Source organism: Bifidobacterium castoris (assembly GCF_003952025.1).
Classification (GTDB): domain Bacteria; phylum Actinomycetota; class Actinomycetes; order Actinomycetales; family Bifidobacteriaceae; genus Bifidobacterium; species Bifidobacterium castoris.
In genome coordinates, this window is sequence record NZ_QXGI01000009.1 from 66070 (window position 1) to 89489 (window position 23420).

20 protein-coding genes and 1 pseudogene are annotated in these 23420 nt (G+C 65.5%); 5 read left to right on the forward strand and 16 right to left on the reverse strand.

What is annotated here, in order from left to right; translation table 11 throughout:
* Positions 1-19: 19 nt before the first annotated feature.
* From gatB to D2E22_RS09025, 7 genes are all read right to left on the reverse strand, one after another.
* A complete protein-coding gene (gene gatB / locus D2E22_RS08995; protein ID WP_126032776.1) occupies positions 20-1519 on the reverse strand; it encodes an Asp-tRNA(Asn)/Glu-tRNA(Gln) amidotransferase subunit GatB in 1500 nt (499 codons plus the stop codon).
* Positions 1520-1540: 21 nt separating this feature from the next.
* Positions 1541-3082: an Asp-tRNA(Asn)/Glu-tRNA(Gln) amidotransferase subunit GatA gene (gatA, locus tag D2E22_RS09000; RefSeq protein WP_126032777.1), complete on the reverse strand. Its 1542-nt coding sequence runs from the start codon at positions 3080-3082 to the stop codon at positions 1541-1543.
* A 1-nt stretch (position 3083) separates the two neighbouring features.
* Positions 3084-3380 (reverse strand): Asp-tRNA(Asn)/Glu-tRNA(Gln) amidotransferase subunit GatC, encoded by a 297-nt coding sequence (gene gatC, locus D2E22_RS09005; RefSeq protein WP_126032778.1) that lies wholly within the window; start codon positions 3378-3380, stop codon positions 3084-3086.
* Between the two features lie 140 nt (positions 3381-3520).
* Positions 3521-4411, reverse strand: coding sequence for an ABC transporter permease (locus D2E22_RS09010; protein WP_241218362.1), 891 nt, complete (start codon positions 4409-4411; stop codon positions 3521-3523).
* A complete protein-coding gene (locus D2E22_RS09015) occupies positions 4408-5460 on the reverse strand; it encodes an ABC transporter ATP-binding protein (protein ID WP_126032779.1) in 1053 nt (350 codons plus the stop codon). The genes D2E22_RS09010 and D2E22_RS09015 overlap by 4 nt, the downstream gene beginning before the upstream one ends.
* Positions 5461-5646: 186 nt before the next feature.
* The gene (locus tag D2E22_RS09020; RefSeq protein ID WP_126032780.1) at positions 5647-6453 is read right to left on the reverse strand and encodes a TrmH family RNA methyltransferase; all 807 of its coding nucleotides are present in this window, start codon (positions 6451-6453) and stop codon (positions 5647-5649) included.
* 38 nt (positions 6454-6491) lie between these two features.
* Positions 6492-7136: a type I phosphoribosyltransferase gene (locus D2E22_RS09025; RefSeq protein WP_420897256.1), complete on the reverse strand. Its 645-nt coding sequence runs from the start codon at positions 7134-7136 to the stop codon at positions 6492-6494.
* Between the two features lie 184 nt (positions 7137-7320).
* Here D2E22_RS09025 and D2E22_RS09030 point away from each other — a divergent pair, with 184 nt between their 5' ends.
* Positions 7321-8721 carry an HAD family hydrolase gene (locus D2E22_RS09030; protein WP_126032782.1) on the forward strand — a complete coding sequence of 467 codons (1401 nt, stop codon included), beginning with the start codon at positions 7321-7323 and terminating at the stop codon, positions 8719-8721.
* Between the two features lie 145 nt (positions 8722-8866).
* Here the strand turns inward: D2E22_RS09030 and clpB are convergent, their stop codons facing one another.
* The 6 genes from clpB to D2E22_RS09060 form a co-directional block, all read right to left on the reverse strand.
* Positions 8867-11551: an ATP-dependent chaperone ClpB gene (gene clpB / locus D2E22_RS09035; RefSeq protein WP_126032783.1), complete on the reverse strand. Its 2685-nt coding sequence runs from the start codon at positions 11549-11551 to the stop codon at positions 8867-8869.
* Between the two features lie 341 nt (positions 11552-11892).
* Positions 11893-12711 carry a fumarylacetoacetate hydrolase family protein gene (locus D2E22_RS09040; RefSeq protein WP_126032784.1) on the reverse strand — a complete coding sequence of 273 codons (819 nt, stop codon included), beginning with the start codon at positions 12709-12711 and terminating at the stop codon, positions 11893-11895.
* Between the two features lie 43 nt (positions 12712-12754).
* Positions 12755-13600 (reverse strand): YggS family pyridoxal phosphate-dependent enzyme, encoded by an 846-nt coding sequence (locus D2E22_RS09045; protein ID WP_126032785.1) that lies wholly within the window; start codon positions 13598-13600, stop codon positions 12755-12757.
* 145 nt (positions 13601-13745) lie between these two features.
* On the reverse strand, positions 13746-14753 hold the full coding sequence (gene gluQRS, locus D2E22_RS09050) for a tRNA glutamyl-Q(34) synthetase GluQRS (protein WP_126032786.1): 1008 nt from the start codon (positions 14751-14753) through the stop codon (positions 13746-13748).
* A gap of 57 nt (positions 14754-14810) precedes the next feature.
* Positions 14811-15704: a DUF3152 domain-containing protein gene (locus D2E22_RS09055; RefSeq protein WP_126032787.1), complete on the reverse strand. Its 894-nt coding sequence runs from the start codon at positions 15702-15704 to the stop codon at positions 14811-14813.
* A gap of 197 nt (positions 15705-15901) precedes the next feature.
* The gene (locus D2E22_RS09060) at positions 15902-16636 is read right to left on the reverse strand and encodes an MIP/aquaporin family protein (RefSeq protein WP_126032788.1); all 735 of its coding nucleotides are present in this window, start codon (positions 16634-16636) and stop codon (positions 15902-15904) included.
* Between the two features lie 1290 nt (positions 16637-17926).
* On the opposite strand from D2E22_RS09060, the gene D2E22_RS09065 reads away from it, so the two are divergent.
* Entirely contained in the window at positions 17927-18232 is a 306-nt protein-coding gene (locus D2E22_RS09065) for a hypothetical protein (protein ID WP_126032789.1), read from the forward strand.
* 598 nt (positions 18233-18830) lie between these two features.
* Here the strand turns inward: D2E22_RS09065 and D2E22_RS10925 are convergent.
* Together D2E22_RS10925 and D2E22_RS09075 are read right to left on the reverse strand one after the other, a co-directional pair.
* Positions 18831-19078, reverse strand: a pseudogene (locus tag D2E22_RS10925) (Fic family protein); the annotation flags it as partial.
* A gap of 165 nt (positions 19079-19243) precedes the next feature.
* Complete coding sequence (locus tag D2E22_RS09075) at positions 19244-20182, reverse strand: Fic family protein (protein ID WP_126032790.1); 939 nt, start codon at positions 20180-20182, stop codon at positions 19244-19246.
* A gap of 506 nt (positions 20183-20688) precedes the next feature.
* On the opposite strand from D2E22_RS09075, the gene D2E22_RS09080 reads away from it, so the two are divergent.
* Both D2E22_RS09080 and D2E22_RS09085 read left to right on the forward strand, forming a co-directional pair.
* A complete protein-coding gene (locus tag D2E22_RS09080; protein ID WP_126032791.1) occupies positions 20689-21222 on the forward strand; it encodes a hypothetical protein in 534 nt (177 codons plus the stop codon).
* The gene (locus tag D2E22_RS09085) at positions 21219-21440 is read left to right on the forward strand and encodes a hypothetical protein (protein ID WP_126032792.1); all 222 of its coding nucleotides are present in this window, start codon (positions 21219-21221) and stop codon (positions 21438-21440) included. The genes D2E22_RS09080 and D2E22_RS09085 overlap by 4 nt, the downstream gene beginning before the upstream one ends.
* Positions 21441-21756: 316 nt before the next feature.
* Here D2E22_RS09085 and D2E22_RS10610 read toward each other — a convergent pair whose 3' ends face one another.
* The gene (locus D2E22_RS10610; protein ID WP_164518493.1) at positions 21757-22173 is read right to left on the reverse strand and encodes a hypothetical protein; all 417 of its coding nucleotides are present in this window, start codon (positions 22171-22173) and stop codon (positions 21757-21759) included.
* A gap of 484 nt (positions 22174-22657) precedes the next feature.
* Here D2E22_RS10610 and D2E22_RS09095 point away from each other — a divergent pair, with 484 nt between their 5' ends.
* Positions 22658-23239: an NAD(P)H-dependent oxidoreductase gene (locus D2E22_RS09095; protein WP_126032794.1), complete on the forward strand. Its 582-nt coding sequence runs from the start codon at positions 22658-22660 to the stop codon at positions 23237-23239.
* The last annotated feature ends 181 nt before the right edge of the window (positions 23240-23420 follow it).

Below are 23420 nucleotides of genomic sequence, written 5' to 3' on the forward strand. Positions count from 1 at the left end.
TATGCAGCCGCGGTCCCGGTCAGCCCTTGATCTTCTCGATGACGATCTTCGTGACGGCCTTCGCGTCGGCCTGGCCCTTCGTCGCGCGCATGACGGCGCCGATGATCGCGCCCATCGGCTTCATGTTGCCGCCCTTGAGCTTTTCGACGACGTCCGGGTTGGCGTCGAGGGCCTCCTGGACGGCCGCCTGCAGCGCGCCGTCGTCGGAGACGACCTTGAAGCCGTGCTTCTCGACGATCTCGGCCGGCGTGCCTTCGCCGGCGAGCACGAGGCTCACCGTCTGCTTGGCGAGCTTGTCGTTGAGCTTGCCGTCGGCGATGAGCTGCTCGACGTCGGCGACCGCCTGCGCGTCGATCGGCAGCTCCTCGAGGCTGACGCCCTTGGCGTTCGCCTCGCGCGAGAGCTCACCGAGCCACCACTTCTTCGCGCCCGACGGCGTCGCGCCGAGCTTGACGGTCTCCTCGATCAGGTCGAGCGCGTCGGCGTTGATGACGTCGCGCATCTCGGTGTCGGAGAACTTCCATTCGCCCTTGAGGCGGTTGCGGCGTTCGCGCGGCATCTCCGGCATGACCTTGCGGATCTCCTCGACGTGCTCCGGCGTGATGTGGAGCATGACGAGGTCCGGGTCCGGGAAGTAGCGGTAATCGTCGGCGTCGGACTTGACGCGGCCGCCGGCCGTCGACTGCGAGGCCTCGTCCCAGTGGCGCGTCTCCTGCAGGATCTCGCCGCCGTCCTCGAGGATCGCGGCCTGACGGCGGATCTCGTACTGGATCGTGCGTTCGATGCCGCGGAACGAATTGACGTTCTTCGTCTCGGATCGCGTGCCGAAGGGGTCGGACGGGTCGCGGCGCAGCGAGACGTTGACGTCGGCGCGCATGTTGCCCTGCTCCATGCGGGCGTGCGAGATGTTGAGCGCGCGCACGATGTCGCGGATCGCGCGCATGTAGGCGCCGGCGATCTCCGGGGCGCGGTCGCCCGCGCCCTCGATCGGCTTCGTCACGATCTCGATGAGCGGCACCCCCGCGCGGTTGTAGTCGACGAGCGAATGGTCGGCGCCCTCGATGCGGCCGTCGGAGCCGCCGACATGCGTGTTCTTCCCGGCGTCGTCCTCGATGTGCGCGCGTTCGATCGGCACGCGGAACACGGTGCCGTCCTCGAGCTCGACGTCGAGGTAGCCTTCACCGTTCGTCGGCTTGTCGTACTGCGAGATCTGGTAGTCGCGCGGCATGTCCGGGTAGAAGTAGTTCTTGCGGGCGAACTGGCTCCACTCGTTGATCTGGCAGTGCAGCGCGAGGCCGAGCTTGATCGCGTAGTCGACGGCGGCCGCGTTGACGACCGGCAGCGAACCCGGCAGGCCGAGGCTCACCGGCGTCAGCTCGGTGTTCGGCTCGGCGCCGAAGGAGATCGGGGCCGGGCAGAACAGCTTCGTGTTCGTGGACAGCTCGACGTGCGTCTCCAGACCGATGACCGGATCGAACTTCTTGACGGCTTCGGAATACTTCATCAATTTTTCAGCCATAATATTCTCTTCCTGTCACCCTTACTTGTTGAGTCCATCGAGCCACGGCGTCCTGAGCGACTGCCAGATCGGACCGTTCCAGCACTCCTCGAGCGCGGCCTCGAGCGCGGCGGCCGGCTTGTACATGACCTCGTCGCGCTGCTGCGGCGCGATGAACTGGAAGCCGACCGGCAGGCCGTCGTCGGACAGGCCGGCCGGGATGCTCATCGCCGGGACGCCGGCGAGGTTCGCCGGGATCGTCGCGATGTCGTTCATGTACATCGCGAGCGGATCGTCCATCTTCTCGCCGAACTTGAACGCCGTCGACGGGCTCGTCGGGGAGACGAGGACGTCGGCCTGCTCGAAGGCCTTGCGGAAGTCGTCGATGATGAGCGTGCGCACCTTCTGCGCCGAGCCGTACCAGGCGTCGTAGTAGCCGGCGGACAGCGCGTAGGTGCCGAGGATGATGCGGCGCTTGACCTCGTCGCCGAAGCCGGCCTCACGGGTGTAGGCCATCATGTTCGCGGCCGTCTGCGGCACGTCCTCGGGCGGCATGACGCGCAGGCCGTAGCGCATGCCGTCGTAGCGGGCGAGGTTCGAGCTGACCTCGGAAGGCATGATGATGTAGTAGGCGCCGAGCGCGTACTTGAAGTGCGGGCACGAGACCTCGACGACTTCGGCGCCCATCGACTCGAGCTTCTTGACGGCCTCATGGAAGCGCGCCTCGACGCCCGGCTGGAAGCCGTCGCCGTTGAGCTCCTTGACGAGGCCGACCTTCATGCCCTTGAGGTCGCGGTTGTTCAGGCCGTCGCGCGCGGCGGCGACCATCGGGCGCGGGCCTTCGGGGATCGACGTCGAATCGCGGCGGTCATGGCCGCCGATGATCTCCTGCAGCAGCGCCGAGTCGAGGACGGTGCGCGAGACCGGGCCGATCTGGTCGAGCGACGACGCCATCGCGATCGCGCCGAAGCGGGAGACGCCGCCGTAGGTCGGCTTGACGCCGACGGTGCCGGTGAGCGCGCCGGGCTGGCGGATCGAGCCGCCGGTGTCGGTGCCGAGCGCGAGAGGCGCCTCGAAGGCGCCGACGGCCGCGGCGGAGCCGCCGCCGGAGCCGCCGGGCACGCGCTCGACGTCCCACGGGTTCGACGTGCGCTGGAAGGCCGAATGCTCGGTCGACGAGCCCTGCGCGAACTCGTCGAGGTTCGTCTTGCCGAGGATCGGCATATGCGCGGCCTTGAGCTTCTCGATGACGGTCGCGTCGTACGGCGGGATCCAGCCTTCGAGGATGCGGGAGGCGGCGGTCGTCTCGATGCCCTTCGTCACGATCATGTCCTTGATCGCGATCGGGACGCCGGCGAGCTCGGGCAGTTCGGCCTTATCGTCGTCGGACAGGTCGTCGAAGGCGTCGGCCTGCTCGAGCGCGGCCTCGCCGGCGACCTTGAGGAAGGCCTTGATGCTCGGCTCGGCGGCGTCGATGACGTCGAGTTCGGCGGCGACGAGGTCGCGGCTCGAGATCTCCTTGGCGCGCAGCTTGGCCGCCATCTCGTATGCGGACAGCTTGACGAGTTCGTTCTGGTCGGTCATCTCACTCCTCCCCCAGGATCTGCGGCGCGACGAACATGCCGTCCTCGGTCGCCGGCGCCGCGGCGAGCACTTCGGACTGGTCGAGCGGCTTGACCGGCACGTCGGGGCGCAGATAGGCCTCGAGCGGCACCGGGTTGGCGGTCGGCGGCACGTCGGCGGTCGCGACCTCCTGCACCGAATTGATCGATTCGGCGATGACGTTGAGCTCGCTCTGCATGCGGGTGATTTCCTCGTCGGTGAGCGCGATTCGGGCGAGATCGCCCAAATGCATGATTTCTTCACGTGTGAATGTAGGCATGCCCCCACTATACGAACCAAATGTGACGAGGCGCATTCGAAGGGCGCGGGACGGGGACGCGACGCCGCGATACGGGGAACGGCGATTCCCGGCCGCCGCCGTCCAGGGAATCGCCGTTCGCCGCTACGCCTGCCGCGCCGTCACTTCACGTCTCGACGGCGCACCATCAGCACGCCGACGGCGTACAGGACGACGCTCCAGGCGACGAAGATCGCACCGGCCGCGCCCCACGACGGCTGGAACGGATGCGCGCCGTCGACGAGCATGATCGACGACGCATCGTTCGCGAAGGAGCTCGCGCCTGTGCTGAGGAAGGCCGACAATGCGTTCGCCGGCAGGCAGTTGTTGACCGACGTGATCCACACGTAGCGGAGTCCGAGCAGCTGCGTCATCTGCAGCACCGAAGGCACGATCGTGCACAGCACGATGACGCACAGCACGCCGCCCACCGTCGAGCGGCAGATCGCGCCGAGCCCCATCGCGAGCACGGCCGCGAAGGCCATCATCACCGGCAGTCCGAGCAATGTGACGACCGGCATCGCCGCCGGCGTCCAGAGCGCGCCGGTCGTCACATGGGAGCCGACCATCGCCGCGGCCACGCCCCACGCGAGCAGCACGCCGACGAGGGACGCCAGGAAGGTGACGGCGGCGACGACGAGCGCCTTCGCATGCATGAACATCGCGCGACGCGGGTTCACGGTGAGTGACGAGACGATCGATGACGAGCTGAACTCGCCCGTCAGCGCCATGACGCCGAGGATGCCGACGATGATGAGCACGTTGCCGGCGCCGGAACTCGCCGTCGACCAGATGTCCTCATGCCCGACCGGAATGTCGTTTGCACCGGCGAGCAGCGAGACCATCCAGCCGAGCATCAGGCTGTTGATCAGCAGGAAGGCGATCGTGAGCACGCCGAGCACATAGGTCGACGTCGCGCTCCAGATCTTGCACCATTCGGCGCGCAGCGCGCCGCCGAAGGTCAGCCGCGCCGTACGCGGCGCGCGCGGCTGGGTCGTTGCGGTCTCGCTCATCGCGCACCTCCGTTCGTCGTCGGGTTGGTCGGATTCGGCATCGCCGGCATGGCGGACGGCGCGGGCGGCGTCATCTGCACGGCCGGGGACGCTGGCATCGCCGGCGGCTGTGCACCGATCGGCGCCGCGACATACTGCGCGTGCGCGTGCGTGAGCTCCATGTACGCCTGCTCGAGCGAGACCTGTTCGCGCGCGAAGCGGTAGGCGACGATCCGGTTGGCGGCGAAGCCCCGGGCGACGGCCTTGAGGTCGGCGCCCTCGATCGTGAACGCGCGCGCGTCATGCGGATAGCCGTCCGCGAGCGCCGTCTCGGCGACATGCACGCCGGGCGAATGCGCGAACATCGCATGCAGCTTGTCGGCGTCCGGCGTGACGACCGAGATCATCGGCCGTGAATGCTCGGCGACGAAATCGGCGACCGTCGTGCATTGCAGGACCCTGCCGTGGCCGATGATGACGAGCGTATCCGCAGTGAGCGCCACCTCGCTCATCAGATGCGAGCTGAGCAGCACGGCGCGCCCGGCGGCGGCGCTGTTGCGGCACAGGTCGCGCACCCATTTGACGCCTTCGGCGTCGAGGCCGTTCACCGGTTCGTCGAGCACGAGGTTCTTCGGGTCGCCGAGCATCGCGGCGGCGATCGCCAGCCGCTGGCCCATGCCCAGCGAGAAGCGGCCGGCCTTCGTCATGCGCGCGCTCGCCAGTCCGGTCAGGTCGAGCACCTCGTCGACGCGCGATTTCGGGATGTTGTTCGTGTATGCGAGCGATTTGAGATACGCGTAGGCCGAGCGGTTCTTCGGCGCGCAGCGCGCGTCGAGCACGGCGCCGACGCTCGCCATGGGCGCGGAGCAGCGCGCGTACGGGACGCCGTCGACGAGCGCGGCGCCCCCGTCGGGCGCGATCAGGCCGAGCAGGATGCGCATCGTCGTCGATTTGCCGGCGCCGTTGGGCCCGACGAAGCCGGTGACGACGCCGTCCGGCGCCGTGAAGCTGACATGGTCGAGTACCGGTTTGGCGCCGAATGATTTGCAGACGCCATCGAGTTCCATCATGTGGCCGCATCATAGCAAGCGCGCGTCCGCCGATGCGGCATGCGACCACGATACGGTCCAGCGGGCACGCGCATCGGGCGCTCGACGACGCGGCGCGCGCCGTTGCACCGCATGCTCACCGATTACGCAGCCGCGTGCCGTGTCCGTCTGATTACACAGCCGCATGCCGTGCGCTGCGCCCACCGATCACACAGCCGCATGCTGTGTGATCCAGGCATGCATCGTCACGGCGGCGGCGGCGCCGGCGTTGATCGAACGCACCGAGCCGAACTGGCTGATATAGACGACGTCGTCGGCGAGTTCGAGCGCCTTGTCGGACAGTCCCGGGCCTTCGGCGCCGAACAGCAGCAGGCACCGTTCGGGGAAACGGTAGGTCTCGATCGGCACGGCGCCGTCGATGATGTCCATCGCGATGACCTTCGCGCCTTCGGCGACACGCAGGTCGCGCCGCGCATACAGCAGTGCGCGCTCCGCGTCCGGTTCGGCGAGGACGCCGGCGTCGCGCGCCTCCACGATCGCGTCGACGCGCGTATGTGCCTCGTCGCGTTCTTCCGCGATGCGACGACGCCAGTCGTCGACGCAGGCCTGGATCGACGGATGGTTGACGACGTGCTGGTACAGCTCGGTCATCAACGCGCCCTTGCGGTTCCATTTGTGCGGGCCGACGATGTGCACGCGGTTCGCCGTGAACGCGTTCGCCGTGCGCACCATCGAACCGATGTTGAAATCGTGCGTCCAGTTCTCGATCGCCACTTCGAACGGATGACGGCCGCGGCGGTCGAGGTCGGCGCGGATCGCCTCGACGCTCCAGTAGCGGTAGCGGTCGAGGACGTTGCGCCGGTCGCCGTCGTCGAGCAGCGCCACGTCGTAGCGCGCATCGTCGGGACGCGGCTCGCCCGGATGCTCCTGCTCCCACGGGCCCACGCCCACCTCGCGGAACGAAGGCTCGCCCGAGGCCTTCGCCGCCACGTCGATCGGATTCGGTTCGTGCATCTACGCCACGCTCACCTTCGCGTCATGCCGCCGGCCGCTCAGTGCAGCTCGGATTCGTGAAAGGCCTCGACGAACGGCACTTCGGTCGCCTCGCCGCTGACCGGGTCGACGACGCGCACCGTCGGGCGCTCCATGTCGACGCCGCCGATCAGCGACGTGATCGCGACGACTTCGGCGCCCTGCGCATCGACGACGCCGAAGTCGAGGCTCAGTTCGTTGCCGTTGCGCAATGTGACGAGCGACGACGTCTGCACATAGGATTTCTCGGACAGCCACGAGTCGACGAGGATGACGCGCCTGCCGCTGATCGACGGGCCCTTCGTGGCCGGATAGACGAAATCCATGACGAAGCCGTCGAGCGCCTCGCCGCGCGAGGCCGCGGCGTGCATCATCGAGCAGACGATCGGCACGGCGGCCGCCGTCAGCGCGCCGACCGCGTCGAAATCGTCGATCGCATAACCCTGTTCCTCGAGCGTGTCGAGCATGATGTGGCCGATCAGCGACGCGCCGCGATGGTCGAAGGTGACCGGCGACAGCTCGGAGAACGGACGGTCGGCCATATGGGCGCGCAGCAACGTCCTGAGCTGGTCGCGCGGCTCCATCAGCGCGAAGGCGGCCTCGTCGGCGGCGGCCGGCGCGGCGCCCTCGCCGTGTCGGGAGGCGGATGCGGTCTTGCGGAACATCGAAGCTTCTTCACTCATGTACGCCAGCGTAGCCGTGCGCCCCGTCAAACCGGGCGTCCGGCGCCGTCGCGCGGGCGGCCGTCGCCATGATGCCGTCGCACATACCATCGCGTACAGTGGTGATGTCGAAACGAGTTGGTGTTGCCGGTCATCGGCAGGGTCACGCAAAGCCCAGGGGGCGATTATGGGATTGAATCTGTTCATCGCGGTGGTATGCGTCGTCGTGGCGCTGCTGCTCACGTTCCTGACGATCCGGTTCTTCTTCGGCGCCGCCGCGCGCGCCGCCGACGCCGCATCCGACGCCTTCCGCGACCAGCCGGAGCAGGAGCCGGTGCATGCCGGCGACACGTTGCGCACACGCCGCTCCGACAACGCCGCGAGCGTGCGTCTGCTCACCGCGCAGGTGATCGTCGCCGACGTGCTGACGCTGCTCGTCGTCGTCCCCGACCTGCTGCACATGATGCGCCCGTCGCTGATCCCCGATTGGCTGATCGCGCCGTGGCTGCAGGCGATCATCATCACGCCGGTCATGTTCTACAGCGGCTACCCGATCCACATCGACGGCTGGTCGGCGATCCGCCGGCGCGTGCCGAACATGAACTCGCTCGCCGCGGTCGGCGCGACCGCCGCCTACGTCTACAGCCTGCTCGTGTGCTTCGCCGAGGACGTGCTGCCCGACTCGATGCATGCCGTCTACTTCCAGGTGACCGGCGTCCTGATCACGCTCGTGCTGTTCGCGCGCCTGATGAGCGACCGCTGGCTGCCGCGCCGCGCCGCGTTCCCGCTGCAGACGAAGGTCGACCGCCTGTCGCGCGTCCTCGTGCCGATCGTCTTCCTGATCGCCGTATGGACCTTCGTCGTCTGGCTGATCTTCGGCCGGCAACCGGCCTTCACGCGCGCGTTGTTGATGGCGATCGGCGTCCTGATCATCGCCTGCCCGGCCGCGCTCGGGTGGGCGGCGCCGCTCGCCGCGACCTTCGCGACCGACCGCGCGCGCCGCGCCGGCATGCGCGTCCTGACGACAAGCGCGCTGCAGCAGGCGAAGGATGTGCGCGCCGTCGTCGTTTCGTCGGCGCTCGCCGACGCTTCACGTGAAACCATCGAAGCGCTGCTCGACCGAGGCATGGGCGTCGACACCGTCGACACCGACGACGCCGACGCCGCGGTGCGCCGCATCGACGAGCGCCGCTCGAAGCTCGACATCGACGGCGGGACGGCCGCACTGATGTTCGTCGGCGACGGCTCCGAGGATGTCGCGATCCGCAACGCCGCCGACATCGCCGTCGTCGTCACGGGGGACGCCGGAGCGACGTTCCGGCATGCCGACGTCGTCACCGACATGGCCGGCTGCTCCTGCGTCCTGCCGCTGATTCGGCTGTCGAAGGCGATGGTGCGCAACATTCAGGAGAACCTGGGCTGGGCCTTCGTCTTCAACCTCATCGGCATCCCGATCGCCGCCGGCGTCCTCTACCCCTTCACCGGCTGGATGCTCGATCCGAGCCTCGCCGGGTTGGCGATGTTCCTCTCGTCGCTCGCCGTGCTGCTCAACGCGCTGCGGCTGCGGCGCGCGCATATCGACCGCTGACGCGCGCCTATCTCGCTTCCGATGCGACGATGCCCCGGTCGGGCGCCTGTTCAGGCGCCCGACCGGGGCATCGCTCATGCATGCGCCGCCACGTTCATCCTACGCGGGAAGGCGCGGGGCCGCGCGCATGCGCGGCCCTTCGCGATCACTTCGACATGTCGTCGGACCGCGCATCGCCGCCGATCTTCACTTCGGTGTCGAGCGGGTTGTCGTCGCCCGCCATCGGGTCGTGCTGATGCACGGACAGCTCGAGATGGTCGCCGCCGGTGTGGTCGACGAGCACCGTCTCGCCGTCGTGGACCTTGCCCGCGAGCAGCATGCGCGCCAGCTGGTCGCCGACCTCGGTCTGCACGAGGCGGCGCAGCGGACGGGCGCCGTAGGCCGGGTCGTAGCCGGTGTCGGCGAGCCATTCGCGGGCCGCCTCGGTCACGTCGAGCGTGATGCGGCGGTCGGTCAGGCGCGACGCGACCTGCTTGACCTGCAGGTCGACGATCTTGCCGAGCTCCTGACGCGTCAGCGGCTGGAAGATCACGAGGTCGTCGAGACGGTTGACGAACTCCGGGCGGAACTGCGCGTGCACGGCGTTCATCACCGCGTCCTTCTTCTCCTGCTCGTTCAGGTCGGGGTTGACGAGGAACTGGGAGCCGAGGTTGGACGTCATGATCAGGATCGTGTTCTTGAAATCGACGGTGCGGCCCTGGCCATCGGTCAGACGACCGTCGTCGAGCACCTGCAGCAGGATGTCGAAGACCTCACGGTTCGCCTTCTCGACCTCGTCGAACAGCACGACCGAGTACGGACGGCGACGCACGGCCTCGGTGAGCTGGCCGCCCTCCTCGTAGCCGACGTAGCCGGGGGCCGCGCCGATGAGGCGGGACACCGACGACTTGTCCATGTACTCGCTCATGTCGATGCGGACCATCGCCTTCTCGTCGTCGAACAGGAACTCGGCGAGCGCCTTCGCGAGCTCGGTCTTGCCGACGCCGGTCGGTCCCATGAACAGGAACGAACCGGTCGGACGGTTCGGGTCCGAGATGCCGGCGCGCGAGCGGCGCACCGCGTCGGAGACCGCCTCGACGGCTTCCGGCTGGCCGATGACGCGCTCGTTGAGGTACTCCTCCATATGCAACAGCTTCTCGTTCTCGCCCTGCATCAGGCGGCCGACCGGGATGCCGGTCCACTCCGAGATGATGCCGGCGATCGAGTCGGCGTCCACATGGTCGGGAACCATCGGGTCGTCCTTGTGCGCGTACTCCGAGGCCTGCTCGTCGGCCGTCTCCGCCGCGGCGAGCTCCTTCTGGATCTGTGGGATCTCGCCGTAGAGAATGCGGCTCGCCTGCGCGAGGTCGCCGGCGCGCGTCGCCTTGTCGGCCTCGACGCGCTTCTCGTCGAGCTTGGCGCGCAGGTCGCCGACCTTGTTGCGGTCCGCCTTCTCGGTGTCCCAACGGGCCTGGAGTCCGTGCAGCCGCTCGCGGCTGTCGGCGAGTTCGGACTGCAGCTTCATCAGCCGTTCCTTCGACGCCGGGTCCTCCGCCTTCTTGAGCTGCATCTCCTCCATCTCGAGGCGCGTGACCTTGCGCTGCAGCTCGTCGATCTCCTCCGGCTGCGAGTCGAGTTCCATGCGCAGGTGCGCCGCGGCCTCGTCGACGAGGTCAATCGCCTTGTCCGGCAGCTGACGGCCGGTGATGTAGCGGTTCGACAGCGTCGCGGCGGCCACGAGCGCGTCGTCGCCGATCGTCACCTTGTGGTGCGCCTCGTAGCGCTGCTTGAGGCCACGCAGGATCGCGATCGTGTCCTCGACCGACGGCTCGCCGACGAAGACCTGCTGGAAGCGGCGTTCGAGCGCCGGGTCCTTCTCGATGTTCTCGCGGTACTCGTCGAGCGTCGTCGCGCCGATCAGGCGCAGTTCGCCGCGCGCGAGCATCGGCTTGAGCATGTTGCCGGCGTCCATCGAGCCTTCGGCCGAACCGGCGCCGACGACGGTGTGGATCTCGTCGATGAACGTGATGATCTGCCCGTCGGACTGCTTGATCTCGTCGAGCACGCTCTTGAGGCGTTCCTCGAATTCGCCGCGGTACTTCGAGCCGGCGACCATCGAGCCCAGATCGAGGCTGATCAGGCGCTTGTTCTGCAGCGTGCTCGGCACGTCGCCCGCCACGATGCGCTCCGCGAGGCCTTCGACGACGGCGGTCTTGCCGACGCCCGGCTCGCCGATGAGCACCGGGTTGTTCTTCGTGCGGCGGCTGAGGATCTGGATGACGCGGCGGATCTCCTGATCGCGGCCGATGACCGGATCGAGCTTGCCTTCCTTCGCGCGCGCCGTCAGATCCGTCGAATACTTCTCGAGCGCCTTGTACGAGGCCTCGGCGTCCGGGCTCGTCACCTTCGCGCCGCCGCGGATGCCGGGGATCTGCTCGCGGATCTTCGCGGCGGTCACGCCGTTGTCGTCCAGAATCTTCGCGGCGTCGTTCGGCGTCGCCTCGGCGATGCCGAGCAGCAGATGCTCGGTGGAGACGTATTCGTCGCCCATCTCCTTCATCGCGGTCTCGGCCTTCGCGATTGCGGCCGTCAGCTGGCGGCTCGCCTGCGCCTGCGTCGTCGACGATCCCGACGCGCTCGGCAGCGCGACGAGCGCGTTGCGCACGGCGGCGCCGATCGTCTGCACGTTGCCGCCGCAGGCCTCGATCAGGCCACGGACGACGCCGTGCTCCTGGCGCAGCAGCGCGTCGAGCAGGTGCAGCGGCTCGACCTGCGGGTTTCCGGCCGCCGAAGCGCTCTGGATCGCGTCGCCGAGCGCCTCCTGGGCCATTGTCGTAAACTTCTGTTCCATATCATCCTCCATTGCTGCACATGGGCGCGCCGGGCCCTCGTGCCGCGCGCCATGCACGGCCGGGGAGCGTGGGCGCGCCCACGGCTTCATTGTCTGATATTGTCAACCGACGCTGCAGATCACTTATTCCCAAAACTTGAGTGAATCTCGCTCAAGTTTTGGAGATTCGATGAAGGCTACCGCTTCGACGGACCATCCTCTGCAATTCTGACGCAGAACATGAAGAAGGCCGCCCGCTTTCAGCGGACAGCCTTCTTCATGTTCCCTTCAGTTTCCTCTCAGCGTGACGCGCTAGGCGACGCCGCGGGGAACGCGCACCAGCACGGGAGCGTGCGCGACGTTCACGCGCGCACGACGACGTTGCGCAGGTCGCCGATGCCCTCGACGTGCACAACCGCCTCGTCGCCCGGCTTGAGGCTGCCGGAGGCGTCCGGCGTGCCGGTGAGGATGACGTCGCCAGGCAGCAGCGTCGAGAAGCTCGAGATGAACGCGATCTGCTCGGGAATCGAATGGATCAGCTTCGCCGTCGTGCCGCTCGCCTTCTCCACGTCCTCGCCGTTGAGCGTGAACGAGATCGCCGCGTCCCGCCAATGGAAGTCGTCACGCGTCACGATCCACGGCCCGAGCGGGCACGACGTGTCGAAGCCCTTTGCGCGCGTCCACATCGGATCGGAGCCCTGCAGGTCGCGCAACGTCACGTCGTTGACGCAGGTGAAGCCGAGGACGTGGTCCATCGCGTCCTCGACGCTCACGTTCTTCGTGATGCGGCCGATGACGACGGCCACCTCGGGCTCGAAGTTCATGTCGTCGGAGCACGCCGGGAACACAATCGGATCGTCCGGCCCGATGACCGACGTCGACGGCTTCATGAAGACGACCATCTCCTCGGGCGCATGCCGCACCGTCGACTGGCCCTGCTCGAACATGTAGTTCGCATGCGCCTCGTAGTTCTTCGCCAAGCCGTACACCTTCGACGGGATGACCGGGGACAGCAGCCGCACGCCGTCCGCGTCGAGCGGGATGCGCTCGCCGGTCGGCCTCACCTGGCCGCCGAACGGGTATCCTTCGAGTACGACGAGATAGTCCTTGTCATCCGCCTCGTCGGTCTGCACGAAGGCATACCGGGGCGTGTCATCCTTGGAAAAACGTGCAAGTCTCATACGGCACAGTGTACAACGGCCGCATCACGGCGCACGCCGCCGCCTATTTGAACGCGCGCTCGCCGAAGATCGCCGTGCCGATGCGCACGATCGTCGCGCCTTCGGCGATCGCGTGCTCCATGTCGCCGCTCATGCCCATCGACAGCTCGACGCAGCGCGCCGTGCCCTCGGCATGCGAATCGCGCACCCGGTCGCGCAGCTCGCGCAGATGCGCGAAGCCGCGGCGTACGACCGCCTCGTCGTCCACATGCGCGCCGACCGTCATCAGCCCCTGCAGTTCGAGCCCGTCGATCTCGGCGATCCGCAGCGCCAGCTCGAAGGCCTCGTCGGGGTCGCAGCCCGACTTCGTCGCCTCGCCCGATTCGTTGACCTCGAGCAGCACGCCGACGTCGGCGCCGCGCGCGGCCGCACGCCGCCCGATCCTGCGCGCCAGCTCGAGCGAATCGACCGACTCGATGACGTCGGCGTCCGGCAGCACCTTGTTGATCTTGTTGCTCTGCAGCTGCCCGATAAGATGCAGCGGCAGACGGTCGAGCGCCTCCGGGTCATCGGTGAGGTCGAGGTTTTCGACCGTCTCCACGTCGCTCGCACCGAGCACGACGCCGCGCTGGGCGCACGCGTACCGCAGTCCGTCGATCTTGACGGCGATCTCCTGCGGCCTGTTCTCGCCGATCATATGCACGCCCGCGTCGATCGCGGCCATGATCTCGCCGACGTCGCGCGTCTTCGTCGCCGCGAGCAGCGTGACCGAACCCTCCTCGCGCCCGCTCAGCATCTCCGCGCGCGCGATGCGGTCGAGCACGCGGTGCACGCCGTCGGCGATCTGTCCGGCGCGGGCGGCGTCGACCGTCTCGTTCGCAAGGTCCTTGTAATCCATATACGCTGTCATGGCGTTCCCATCACTTCACTCATGTCCCGAAGGTCATGCGAAACGCGTTCCTCTCCGTCCCGCACGATTTACCTTACCTCAACTCGCCAGCGGGCGCGTCCCGCATTCGCGGATGCGCGCAACTCATCCTCACGGCACGCGCCGCTCACATCACCTGCAGCCGCTCGCCGACGTCGTCGGGCACCTTGAGGTCGCGGCCGCGCACCGCGCGCACGCGCCGCCAATCGAAGCACGCGAGCGCCTCGCCCGCGTCCATCGCCTCCGGCCGCTCGATGAGCCCGAGCGCCCACGCGCAATAGCCGACGACGGCCTGCGGACGCACGCCCTGCGCACGCAGATGGCCGAGGTCGAGCGAGCGCACGCGTTTCGCGAGCCGCACGCCGGCGGCGTTGTCGAGCAGCGGCAGATGCGCATAGCCGGGCGTTCGCGCCGGCGTCCACCGCGCGTCCACGCCGCAGGCGCCGCAGTCGAGCAATCGTTGGCGCAGCCAGATCTGCAGCGCTGTCGAACGCAGCAGGTCGCGGCCGCGCACGACGTCATCTATGCCCATCAGCAGGTCGTCGAGCGTCACGACGAACTGGTACGCGTACAGGCCGTCCGATCGGCGCAGCACGACGTCGCCGAGCGCGGCGCCGAGGTCGTAGTCCTGCGCGCCGTAGACATGGTCGTCGAAAAGGATGCGGCCGTCGAGCGCGCCGGCATGCGGCGCCGCGAGCCGCCATGCATGGCGCTCTCCTGCGCGTACGCGCGCGGCCGCCTCGTCGGGACGCTCGTCGTGCAATCGTCGGCAGGTGCCCGGGTAGACGATGAACCGGTCGCCCTCCTGCGGGGCCGACGCGGCACGGATCTCAGCGCGCGAGCAGAAGCACGGGTAGAGCAGCCCGGCGTCGCGCAGCGTCGCGAAGGCCTCGTCGTAGAGCGCGGTGCGCCGCGACTGGTGGACGACGTCACCCGACCAGTCCAGTCCGAGCCACATGAGGTCGTCGCGGATCCACTCGTCGGCCCCCGGCATGACGCGCGGCACGTCGATGTCCTCGATGCGCAGCCGCATGTCCTCGCCGCGGGCGTGCGCCGACAGCCACGCCGCGAGCATCGCGTACGCGTTGCCCAGATGCATGCGCCCCGACGGCGTCGGCGCGAATCTACCGCTCATCCGCTTCCCGCCTTTCGATTCCCGTTGCCGTGCATATGCTTCGTGCGCGCCATGGCGTCACGCCGGCGATCCGACGAAGGTCGTCCACAGTTCGCTGTCGAGCGGCCACTGGTTCACCGTGCAGCCGTTGAGGAACATCGACTGCTCCTGCATCAGCGGCGCCTTCTGGCCGTCGCCGCCGCACGTCTGTTCGTTGTCGATGTGCCCGAGCGCGTGGCCGACCTCATGGTTGACGACCATCGTACGGTAGCCCGCGAGCGTGCCGCCCTCCTGGAGCCAATGGTCGACGGCGCCGTCCCAGCGCTTCTTGTTGATGATGACGTCGGCGCCGACGCGGCAGCTGTATTCGCTCGAGCAATACGTCGAATACGTCGGCATCTTCTCCGGTGCGGCGAGCGTCACCGTCACATCGCAGCCGTCGTCCACCTGCTGGAACACGACGCCGGCGCGCGGCCAGCCGCGCGGATCGTTGAGCGCCCGGTCGACGCTGTTCGCGAAGGCCGACTTGTCCCCGACATCGCCGTTCGTCGCGACGCAGTACGTCATCTTCATGACCTGCGCGCCGCTTTGTTCGGCCGTCTGCTTCGCTTTGTCGTAGATCTGCCGTCGCTGTTCGTCGGACATCGGCGCGGCGAGCGCCTCGAGCTCCTGCTGCGCGGCATCCTTGTCGCGGTCCTCGTCGCTTTTCGGCTGCAGCGGTTCCGCTTCCTCGACCTGCCCGTTCGCGAAGGCCATGCGCAGCGCCTTCGTGAAATCGATGCTCGCCGTCGCGTCGCCGCCCTCGTCCGGCGCCGCCGTGACATGTGCCACCGACGCGCGGGCGCTTGCGACGACGCCGACGACAAGCAGCACGAGCGCGACCGCCGCGATGATGCGGCGCAGGATGTAGCGTCGGCGCAGATGCCTGCGGCGGCACCGGCGAGAGGCCCTGTTCATGTTCGCACTACCCATGACTCATCCGTTCCCGTTTGCCTGCACTGCCTTTTGCGTATGACCGTCGCCCGCGTTGCCGCCCGCCTCGCGGACGTGGCCGCGAATCGCTGCCCCCACTATAGCAACGACGGCGAAGCAGGGACGCCACGGCATCACGAAGCGGCCCGCGGGATGCCCCACGGGCCGCTTCACAGGACGGATATCGGGAACGCGAATCAGATCGCGAACAGCACGTTGAACAGCCAGCAGCCGAGCATGCCGCCCAGGATCGGCGCGACGACCGGGATCCACGCTTCGTTCCAACGCGAAGAACCCTTGTGCGGGATCGGCAGGATCTGGTGCAGCAAACGCGGCATCAGGTCGCGGGCCGGGTTGAGGCCCGGGCCCGTCGGGCCGCCGAGCGAGCAGACGAGGCCCCAGACGATGAAGCCGACGACGATCGACGCGGCCGCGTAGTTCGTCTTGCCCCACTGCAGTTCAAGGCAGCACAGCGCGCCGAGGACGAGGATCATCGTGCCGACGAACTCGTTGATGAAGTAGTTGCGGCGCGTCGCGTAGGCGTCGGTCGTGCAGAAGGTGCCGAGGATCGACTCGGCGCTCTCGGTCTCCTTGTAATGCGGGTAATAGCAGATGTAGACGATGAGCTGGCCGACGGCGGCGCCGAGGACCTGCGCGCAGATGTACGGCAGGACCTGGTTCCACGGGAACATGCCGTTGACGGCCTGCGCGAGCGTCATCGCCGGATTGATATGCGCGCCGGAGACGCCGCCGAACATCAGCACCGGGAACATGACGCCGAAGCCGTAGCCCATCGCGATGTTGAGCCAGCCGGCGTTATGCCCCTTCGTGTTCTTCAGTTCGACATTGGCCACTGCGCCATTGCCGAAGATCATCAGCACCGCGGTACCGACGAACTCCGCCGCCAGCCGCGTAAACAACGAGTATTCCACTGCTCCTCAGCCTTCTCTATGCGTATGCAAGATGGTTTGAATAATCTTCTCTGATGGATGGATTGCATGGCTCGCCCCGTATGGGAATGCGTGGGAACCGGTATGAGTGTAGCGCCCGCCATGGGCAACACGGGTATTACGCCACGCAGGGCGAGCCTCGGACATCCTCTGACGACAGCCCGTCCCCCACGCCGGCGCCCTTCCGGCGGTGAGGGCGGAGGAGCGGACCGCGCCTCACGCGACACATGCACGCCCATTCGCCGTCCCGCAAGCGCCGCCTGTCGCCGGCATCGATGCTTCAGCAGACACGGGCGCCATGGCGGCGGACAACGGCATCGCGGATCCCACAAGAATCGGCGTTGCCGTCTCCGACCAGTTGCATGGGCCGGCGGCCGGCGTCTCGTTGGATCTGGGACAGGCGGCTCCGGGCATCGATCCGGCCCGCATCTCCATCAAACCCAAACAGCGGACGGGACATCCCGGTCCCCGTCCCGGCCGCACACGGCGCTGTGCGCGGCGCATAAAAAAACTCGCCGGGACTCCTGCCCGCGAGCTTCGTCTTGGTCGTCGTTCATTGCGACGCGACCGGTCGCTTGCCCTTCGCCTTATTCGCCGTACTGGCGTTCCATCACGGCGACAGTCGATTCGTCATCGCTCTGCGCCATCAGCCTGTCCAAGGCCGCAAAGGTCGATTCCCACTGATGCTGCTGCATCGTCCGCTTTCTCCTTTCTTTGCTGTCCTGCGCTCCCGTCACCGGCGGTGCCGGGCTGTCGGCATGCCGTCGCTTCCGACATGGCATGGCCATCGGAGCAGTCATTGATGTGATTCGTATTCATCCTATGCGTCGTGCCCAACTATGTTCGCCCAGAGCGATGCACACCCCATCCTCACCCACGCGGCCGCATCTCAGCGAGCATTTCCGCCGCAAGACGCACCCCTTAACAACAGTCAAAAACATCGACTACTACGCAGTCGGCGGACAGCTACGCAACACACCATCCGATGCCCGGAGACGGCAACGATGGAAAGACCTATGCTTGCGATGACTGCAACGACGAAGCATGCTGCCGCAACCGTTTCCTGCACATCGGCAATCTGGATTCGACAACGGACGCACGGCCTTGGACATGCAAAGGAGCACATCATGAGCGGCATTGGCACGCGAACAGCAATAGGCCCGATACGCGTCAACTTCGTGCCATCAACGGTCACGATCCGAATCGGCGGCGCACCAACGGCCGGTGCGGAAGCGCCGAGGACATGGGTGAGCTGTTAGAAAGGCCACCATCATGGCAAAGCACAACGGAACCATACACAAGATCATCACCACCAACCGGCGCAGACCATGGAAACACGGTCCAAACGCCCATTGGACGGCGTTGATCATGACGAGCGTCCTGAGCGCACCAACGATCATCAGCACCATATGCGCGCGCGACCTGTACATGCTCGCGGCAACTCTCATTCTGACCGTTATGGTCTTCCTGTTCCTCGAGACGGCCCTGTACCTGACCTTTCCGCCATCCTTGACGGGAAAAGGGCGGACACCCGAGCGAACCGAACCCCAACATGGCGCAACGGACCACAACCAGTAAACCGATACCGGGAGAGAGAAACGCGGCAGCCCATCGTCCAACCCTCGCCATGTCAGTCAGGGAGCGGCCCACCGCATCGCAAGCCATGCTCCACCAGAGCATGGCCGCGCATGCGCGATAGGCATGCACGAAATCTAGCAGCCGGCCCGCGCGATACATCGTGACGCGCTGTCCTCCCGGCCGCGCTCGCAGCGACGATGCGCCACATCTGCGCCTTCTACAACCACAACCACAGCCGCAGCCGGCGGCGCGATCGTCGACACAGTCGCCCACGGCGCGCCGCCCGCGCATCAAACGATGAAGGCCTCGGTCGAATATCGACCGAGGCCTTCTGCGGCGCCCCTCAGGGATTCGAACCCTGGACACGCTGATTCAAGGTTGGTACGCGAATATGATCGTGTGGTTTGTGGTCTTCGCAGCATTCAGCGAGAATGCGCGGGAATCGTGACGCTGATTCGGTTTGTCGGTGTTTGCCGAAATACCGACAAACCAGACTCACTCAAATTATCGACATCCACCAAGACCAGCGAACGGAAACCTGCTGCCCCGCACTCCACGATAAACCAGTCAAGCATATAAGTACACTGCTCGTAGATGTCCACTCCACCTCTCCGATGCGCACGCCGAAAGCGCGCAGCATGCCTGCGTCGCGCACTAAGCCCTCGCCCACGATCCGGTTGTACTCGGCCACGTACTGCCATCCGATCGGATAGTCGACGTTTTACAGCAGGAACTGCCAGGCATGGTTGATGTTGTTCACCGTGACGATCTCATCGACCGTCATATCCGCAGGCGCGCGCCCCTCGACGATCTCCTGTCGGGGAAGGTGATCCCATCTACCTCGATGTTCGCGGTCTTCTAAATGGAATCGACCAGCAGCCGCTTCGCCAACTCGACAGATGCATCACGGTCGGGCTGCAGCTCATATGAATCAATCACCATCCAACCCCACATTCCTTTTCCATTATCCTGTTTCCCGTATCGAGCTTTCTTCCCGTACAGCAATGTCGGTTACAGACGATGACGCCGATGTTTCCGTGCTGAAGGAATATCTGCATCAGCATGGCGCCGTTCGCCACCACGGTGCTCGCCCATATGATCTTTACGCACGAACGGATTCGTGATGCCTCCACCAGAGGCGACCGACTCCACCTGCGCGCGACTCCAATGGTCGTTGTATGTGCATCGAACCTGATTCTGCGTGAACCGGGTCACAAGGGAGCGGTAATGGTCGCGTTCGTAGAGCAACGTATCGATCAGATAACCCGGCTGCGAGGAGAACTCGGACAATCCACGCACATACAGCGCGCGATCCTCATCCCGTACGATCAATGGCATCGCGTTGATGCGCAGCAGCTCCTTGAACATCACCAGACGCCCCACACGTCCATTGCCGTCGGAGAACGGGTGCGTGGTTTCGAACATCCAATGCGCACAGGCGATATCGAACGGGTCATCGTGCAGTTGTGCGTACAAGCCGAACACATGCCCCATCGCATCCGGCACATCGGCGGGAAGCACCGTAGCCGTATCCGACAATCCCGCACCGATCACGTTCGGCAGCGTCTTGTACGCCCCCACATGGTAACGCGGGTCGTTCTCCTGACGTGTGCCGCGTTTGAGCATCGCATGCAGCGTGCATACCAAATGCCCATCCACAGCATCGTCCACATGGTCGAGCATCCAGTCAAACGCGCGGAAATGGTTGACCGCCTCCACAACATCGTCGGCACGCACCGGTTCTCCCGCCTCGGCCAGCAACGTGCCTGTATTGTACAGTTGAGCGGTTTGCTCGGGCGTGAGCGTTGACCCCTCCATATGGTTCGAATTGAATGCGAACCGGATCTGGGTCACCTGGTACAGGCCTCCTGACACATGGGCGTCACGCTCACGACGCAGCCAATCCACCAGCCGTTCACGGCCTTTTTCGTCTGCATCCTCATCCGCCATCCATGTCTCCCTTGAAGCCGGTCCACCCTTTTCAGTCTACCGGTACTTCTGGGTTTTGTACATGGACCATCGCCCCAGTCGACGCTCGGCTTGCCGCTGGTTTTCCCGCTATCGGTAAGTCTGTGGCCGCGAAAGTCGCGGCCACAGCAACAGCCAAGGAGGACATCATGGCAATAAAGCAAACAATCACAACGACGTGTTGCAACAACCACTAGAATCCGCCCCCTCGACAACCGCGAATGCATCTACATGCTCCGCGGCCTCAACCCCTTCAAAAGCCGCAAAAACACCCCCGACCAGCCCGTGAAACGACCACACTCCACCCTCATCAAGGCACGAGGCGCCGCAAGCGCCGCGGAAGTGCCCCTGCTCGACCAAGGCCACCATCATTCCCCGAACACCGATTGGGCGCTATGTTCACCCTTTCATGTTTGCCCCATCTTGCTGACGGTTCAGGATGGTTATGCTGCGGATACTCATTCCCACTCTCGCCAATGAAGGAGATCATGTCAACCGGGCTGAAGAAGAGAAATATGGTCAAAAGCGTCGTCGCCATGCTCGCCACCGTCATGTTGGCCGCAGGCATGGGCAATACGGCATACGCATCCGACATCCAAGACAACCAACTCCCCTGGACACCGGCCGAAGAGCAGGCGTACGAACTGGAGATGAGCACGCGTTCATTGGAGGAGCTGTTCAACTACTACGAGAACATCCCTGATGGAGTGCTCGAACAGGGTGATCCGTCATTGCAGGCATGGCAGGGCATGCGCCCCTATGGCAGATCACCGTTCAGGGCCAATTTCTGGGGCTGCGCGGCCGCTGTGGCCGGAGTGATCGCCTCCACCGCATTCCCAGCCGCAAAAATCCTGAAGGTCAAGAAGCTCATCAAGGCACTTGGCGGCGTCAAATCAGCCATCAAGATCATGGCCGGCGCCTCCTTCAGCTACGAGAAGATGCGCGCTCTCGGAGGCGCGGCCGCGGCCCTCGCGGCCGAATTGACTGGTATCGGGGCGGTGAGGAGCCAATGCTTCGCATGAAACGTCCAGCATGGACCCACTCACGCGCATGGGGATGGTTCATCGCGATCCTGTCTGTCATCATGCCGGTGCTATCCATCGTGTACTGGCTGCGAGGAGGCAATCCGCTGATTGCATGGCTGTTGGCCGCGTCAGGTCCCGGCACATTCCTCTGGTCCGATCCACTGATCCGAAAACTGGAAGAAGAAGCGAAACACCGGGGAACGGACGAAAAGTAACAACCATCTGATTGCACGGCATCGCATAAGACCTGTTCTCAGCGCTGTGCACGATGCCGCGCTTTTCGCCGCGCATGCCATCCTCTCGGCCTCGTAAGAGTGGCCATTCGGCACCAGACGTGGTACGCCACCGTGGTAATTGCCATTGTCAGCAGATCAGAGCAGAGGGAATCGAAAAATGTTGGATATGGCAGCACCTATGCGGCAATCCGCTGGTGGTGCCATGGGCCGGCCGCACCGGCCGAGTCACCGGCCGGTTTTACAAACCGGGATCGCGGTCGGCCAGCGCGCCGTCACCTGTTGGAGCGGGCACGCTTCAGGACGGGGCCGGTTCCTGCACGCTCGGCTGGGGAACCGGTTGGACCGGTGCGGGATACGATGGGGCAACCGGTTGGACCGGTGCGGGATACGATGGGGCAACCGGTTGCACCGGGACGGCCGGTGACGGCATGGCAGCCTGCGGCACGGTTGTCTGGGTCTCGGCCTCACGTTGTGCCTGCTCCTGCGCGTCCTTCCTATCCTCTTCCTGCTTGGCGTGCACGCTCCGATTGACCGCATCCATGGCCTTGTCCAACGCGGCCTTGGCATCCTTGAGCTCCTTCACATCCGTGGCATCCCTGAGTTTGCCCGCAGCATCCAACTGCTGCTGCAGTGCGTAGCGCGTCTTGCCGTCGGCGACCTTGCCCTTGGACGAGTCATAGAGCTTGCCCGCTTCCGCAACCCGCTTGGCCAACGCAGCATGACCGCCAGAGTTTTTGCGTCCCTGGACGCCGCGACCTTGTCCGCCGCTTCCAACACGCCCGTGGCGTGGGACGCATACCAATCCGCCGCCTCGCGCACACTGGCGGCGGCCCGCTCGACCTGTGCGGCGTCCTTCGTGTCCGTGGGGCATGCGACGGGTTCAGGCGCCTCGGCCTTGCGCGCGGCCACCGTCTCCCAGAAACTTACAGGACGAGCGTCTTGGTCGGTTGCGGATTTGGTCAACACCGCGAATTTCCTCGGCGTGAGGCCGGAAGATCTCATGGATGACGCCCTCATTGAGCAGATTGACCGTAAATACAAAAACCCCGGCCGATACTCGGCCGAGGCTTCTTGCGGGTGCCCCCTCAGGGATTCGAACCCTGGACACGCTGATACGGCCTTACCCATCAAGGATCAAGCCATCGGGACATATCCATGACGACAGATGCGTCCGTACCGATTCATACAGTGAACTCATGAATATCGTAGTGCTCTACGCCTATCCCAATGACAACGGATACAACCACGCCATCCTGAACTCCGTCATGCAGGGACTGGAAGACAACCCCGCCAGACATTCGGTGACCGTGGTTGATCTGTACAGGGAGAACTTCGATCCGGTCCTGCGCTTCGATGAAAACCATCTGCGCCGCAACCTGAACATCGACCCGGATACCGAGCGGTACCGTCGGATCATTACCGACGCGGACCTGCTCGTATTCATCTTCCCGATCTGGTGGTCCGGCATGCCCGCCATCCTTAAAGGTTTCATCGATCGTGTCTTCTCCAAAGGGTTCGCCTACGTGTATCGGGGGGTGCTTCCCAAGGGGCTGCTCAAGGGCAAGAAAGCATGGATCATCACCACGAACGATACTCCGGGGTTCTATGCACGCCTATTCGAACCCGACTATGGTAAGGTCCTCCATCACCAGATTCTCAAAACCATGTGCGGCGTCACGACCATCAAACACCACCAGATGTCCTTTTTACGTAGATCAACCCCACGCAAGCGCACACGATTCCTCACCAAGGTACGAAACTACGCAAGCAAATTGTAGCCAAACCGACCACGCCAGAATCGAGGGCCTCGCTTCTCAGGGAGACGATAGCGTCGCATCGCCAGCTCGTTCATCCTGAATCCGAGAGCCGTCTTCCACCTCTCCGAGGTGAGGTGTATCCGCTACGTCGCTGATTGAAGAAGACAGGGACACAGGTGTTTGGCGGGATGGGCAGAAAAGA

Excerpts from the sequence above, each read along its gene's own strand:
- gatB (WP_126032776.1), bottom strand. The coding sequence starts at position 1,519 with ATGGCTGAAAAATTGATGAAGTATTCCGAAGCCGTCAAGAAGTTCGAT.
- gatA (WP_126032777.1), bottom strand. The coding sequence starts at position 3,082 with ATGACCGACCAGAACGAACTCGTCAAGCTGTCCGCATACGAGATGGCG.
- gatC (WP_126032778.1), bottom strand. The coding sequence starts at position 3,380 with ATGCCTACATTCACACGTGAAGAAATCATGCATTTGGGCGATCTCGCC.
- D2E22_RS09010 (WP_241218362.1), bottom strand. The coding sequence starts at position 4,411 with ATGAGCGAGACCGCAACGACCCAGCCGCGCGCGCCGCGTACGGCGCGG.
- D2E22_RS09015 (WP_126032779.1), bottom strand. The coding sequence starts at position 5,460 with ATGATGGAACTCGATGGCGTCTGCAAATCATTCGGCGCCAAACCGGTA.
- D2E22_RS09020 (WP_126032780.1), bottom strand. The coding sequence starts at position 6,453 with ATGCACGAACCGAATCCGATCGACGTGGCGGCGAAGGCCTCGGGCGAG.
- D2E22_RS09025 (WP_420897256.1), bottom strand. The coding sequence starts at position 7,136 with ATGTTCCGCAAGACCGCATCCGCCTCCCGACACGGCGAGGGCGCCGCG.
- D2E22_RS09030 (WP_126032782.1), top strand. The coding sequence starts at position 7,321 with ATGGGATTGAATCTGTTCATCGCGGTGGTATGCGTCGTCGTGGCGCTG.
- clpB (WP_126032783.1), bottom strand. The coding sequence starts at position 11,551 with ATGGAACAGAAGTTTACGACAATGGCCCAGGAGGCGCTCGGCGACGCG.
- D2E22_RS09040 (WP_126032784.1), bottom strand. The coding sequence starts at position 12,711 with ATGAGACTTGCACGTTTTTCCAAGGATGACACGCCCCGGTATGCCTTC.
- D2E22_RS09045 (WP_126032785.1), bottom strand. The coding sequence starts at position 13,600 with ATGACAGCGTATATGGATTACAAGGACCTTGCGAACGAGACGGTCGAC.
- gluQRS (WP_126032786.1), bottom strand. The coding sequence starts at position 14,753 with ATGAGCGGTAGATTCGCGCCGACGCCGTCGGGGCGCATGCATCTGGGC.
- D2E22_RS09055 (WP_126032787.1), bottom strand. The coding sequence starts at position 15,704 with ATGGGTAGTGCGAACATGAACAGGGCCTCTCGCCGGTGCCGCCGCAGG.
- D2E22_RS09065 (WP_126032789.1), top strand. The coding sequence starts at position 17,927 with ATGGCAAAGCACAACGGAACCATACACAAGATCATCACCACCAACCGG.
- D2E22_RS09075 (WP_126032790.1), bottom strand. The coding sequence starts at position 20,182 with ATGGCGGATGAGGATGCAGACGAAAAAGGCCGTGAACGGCTGGTGGAT.
- D2E22_RS09080 (WP_126032791.1), top strand. The coding sequence starts at position 20,689 with ATGTCAACCGGGCTGAAGAAGAGAAATATGGTCAAAAGCGTCGTCGCC.
- D2E22_RS09085 (WP_126032792.1), top strand. The coding sequence starts at position 21,219 with ATGAAACGTCCAGCATGGACCCACTCACGCGCATGGGGATGGTTCATC.
- D2E22_RS09095 (WP_126032794.1), top strand. The coding sequence starts at position 22,658 with ATGAATATCGTAGTGCTCTACGCCTATCCCAATGACAACGGATACAAC.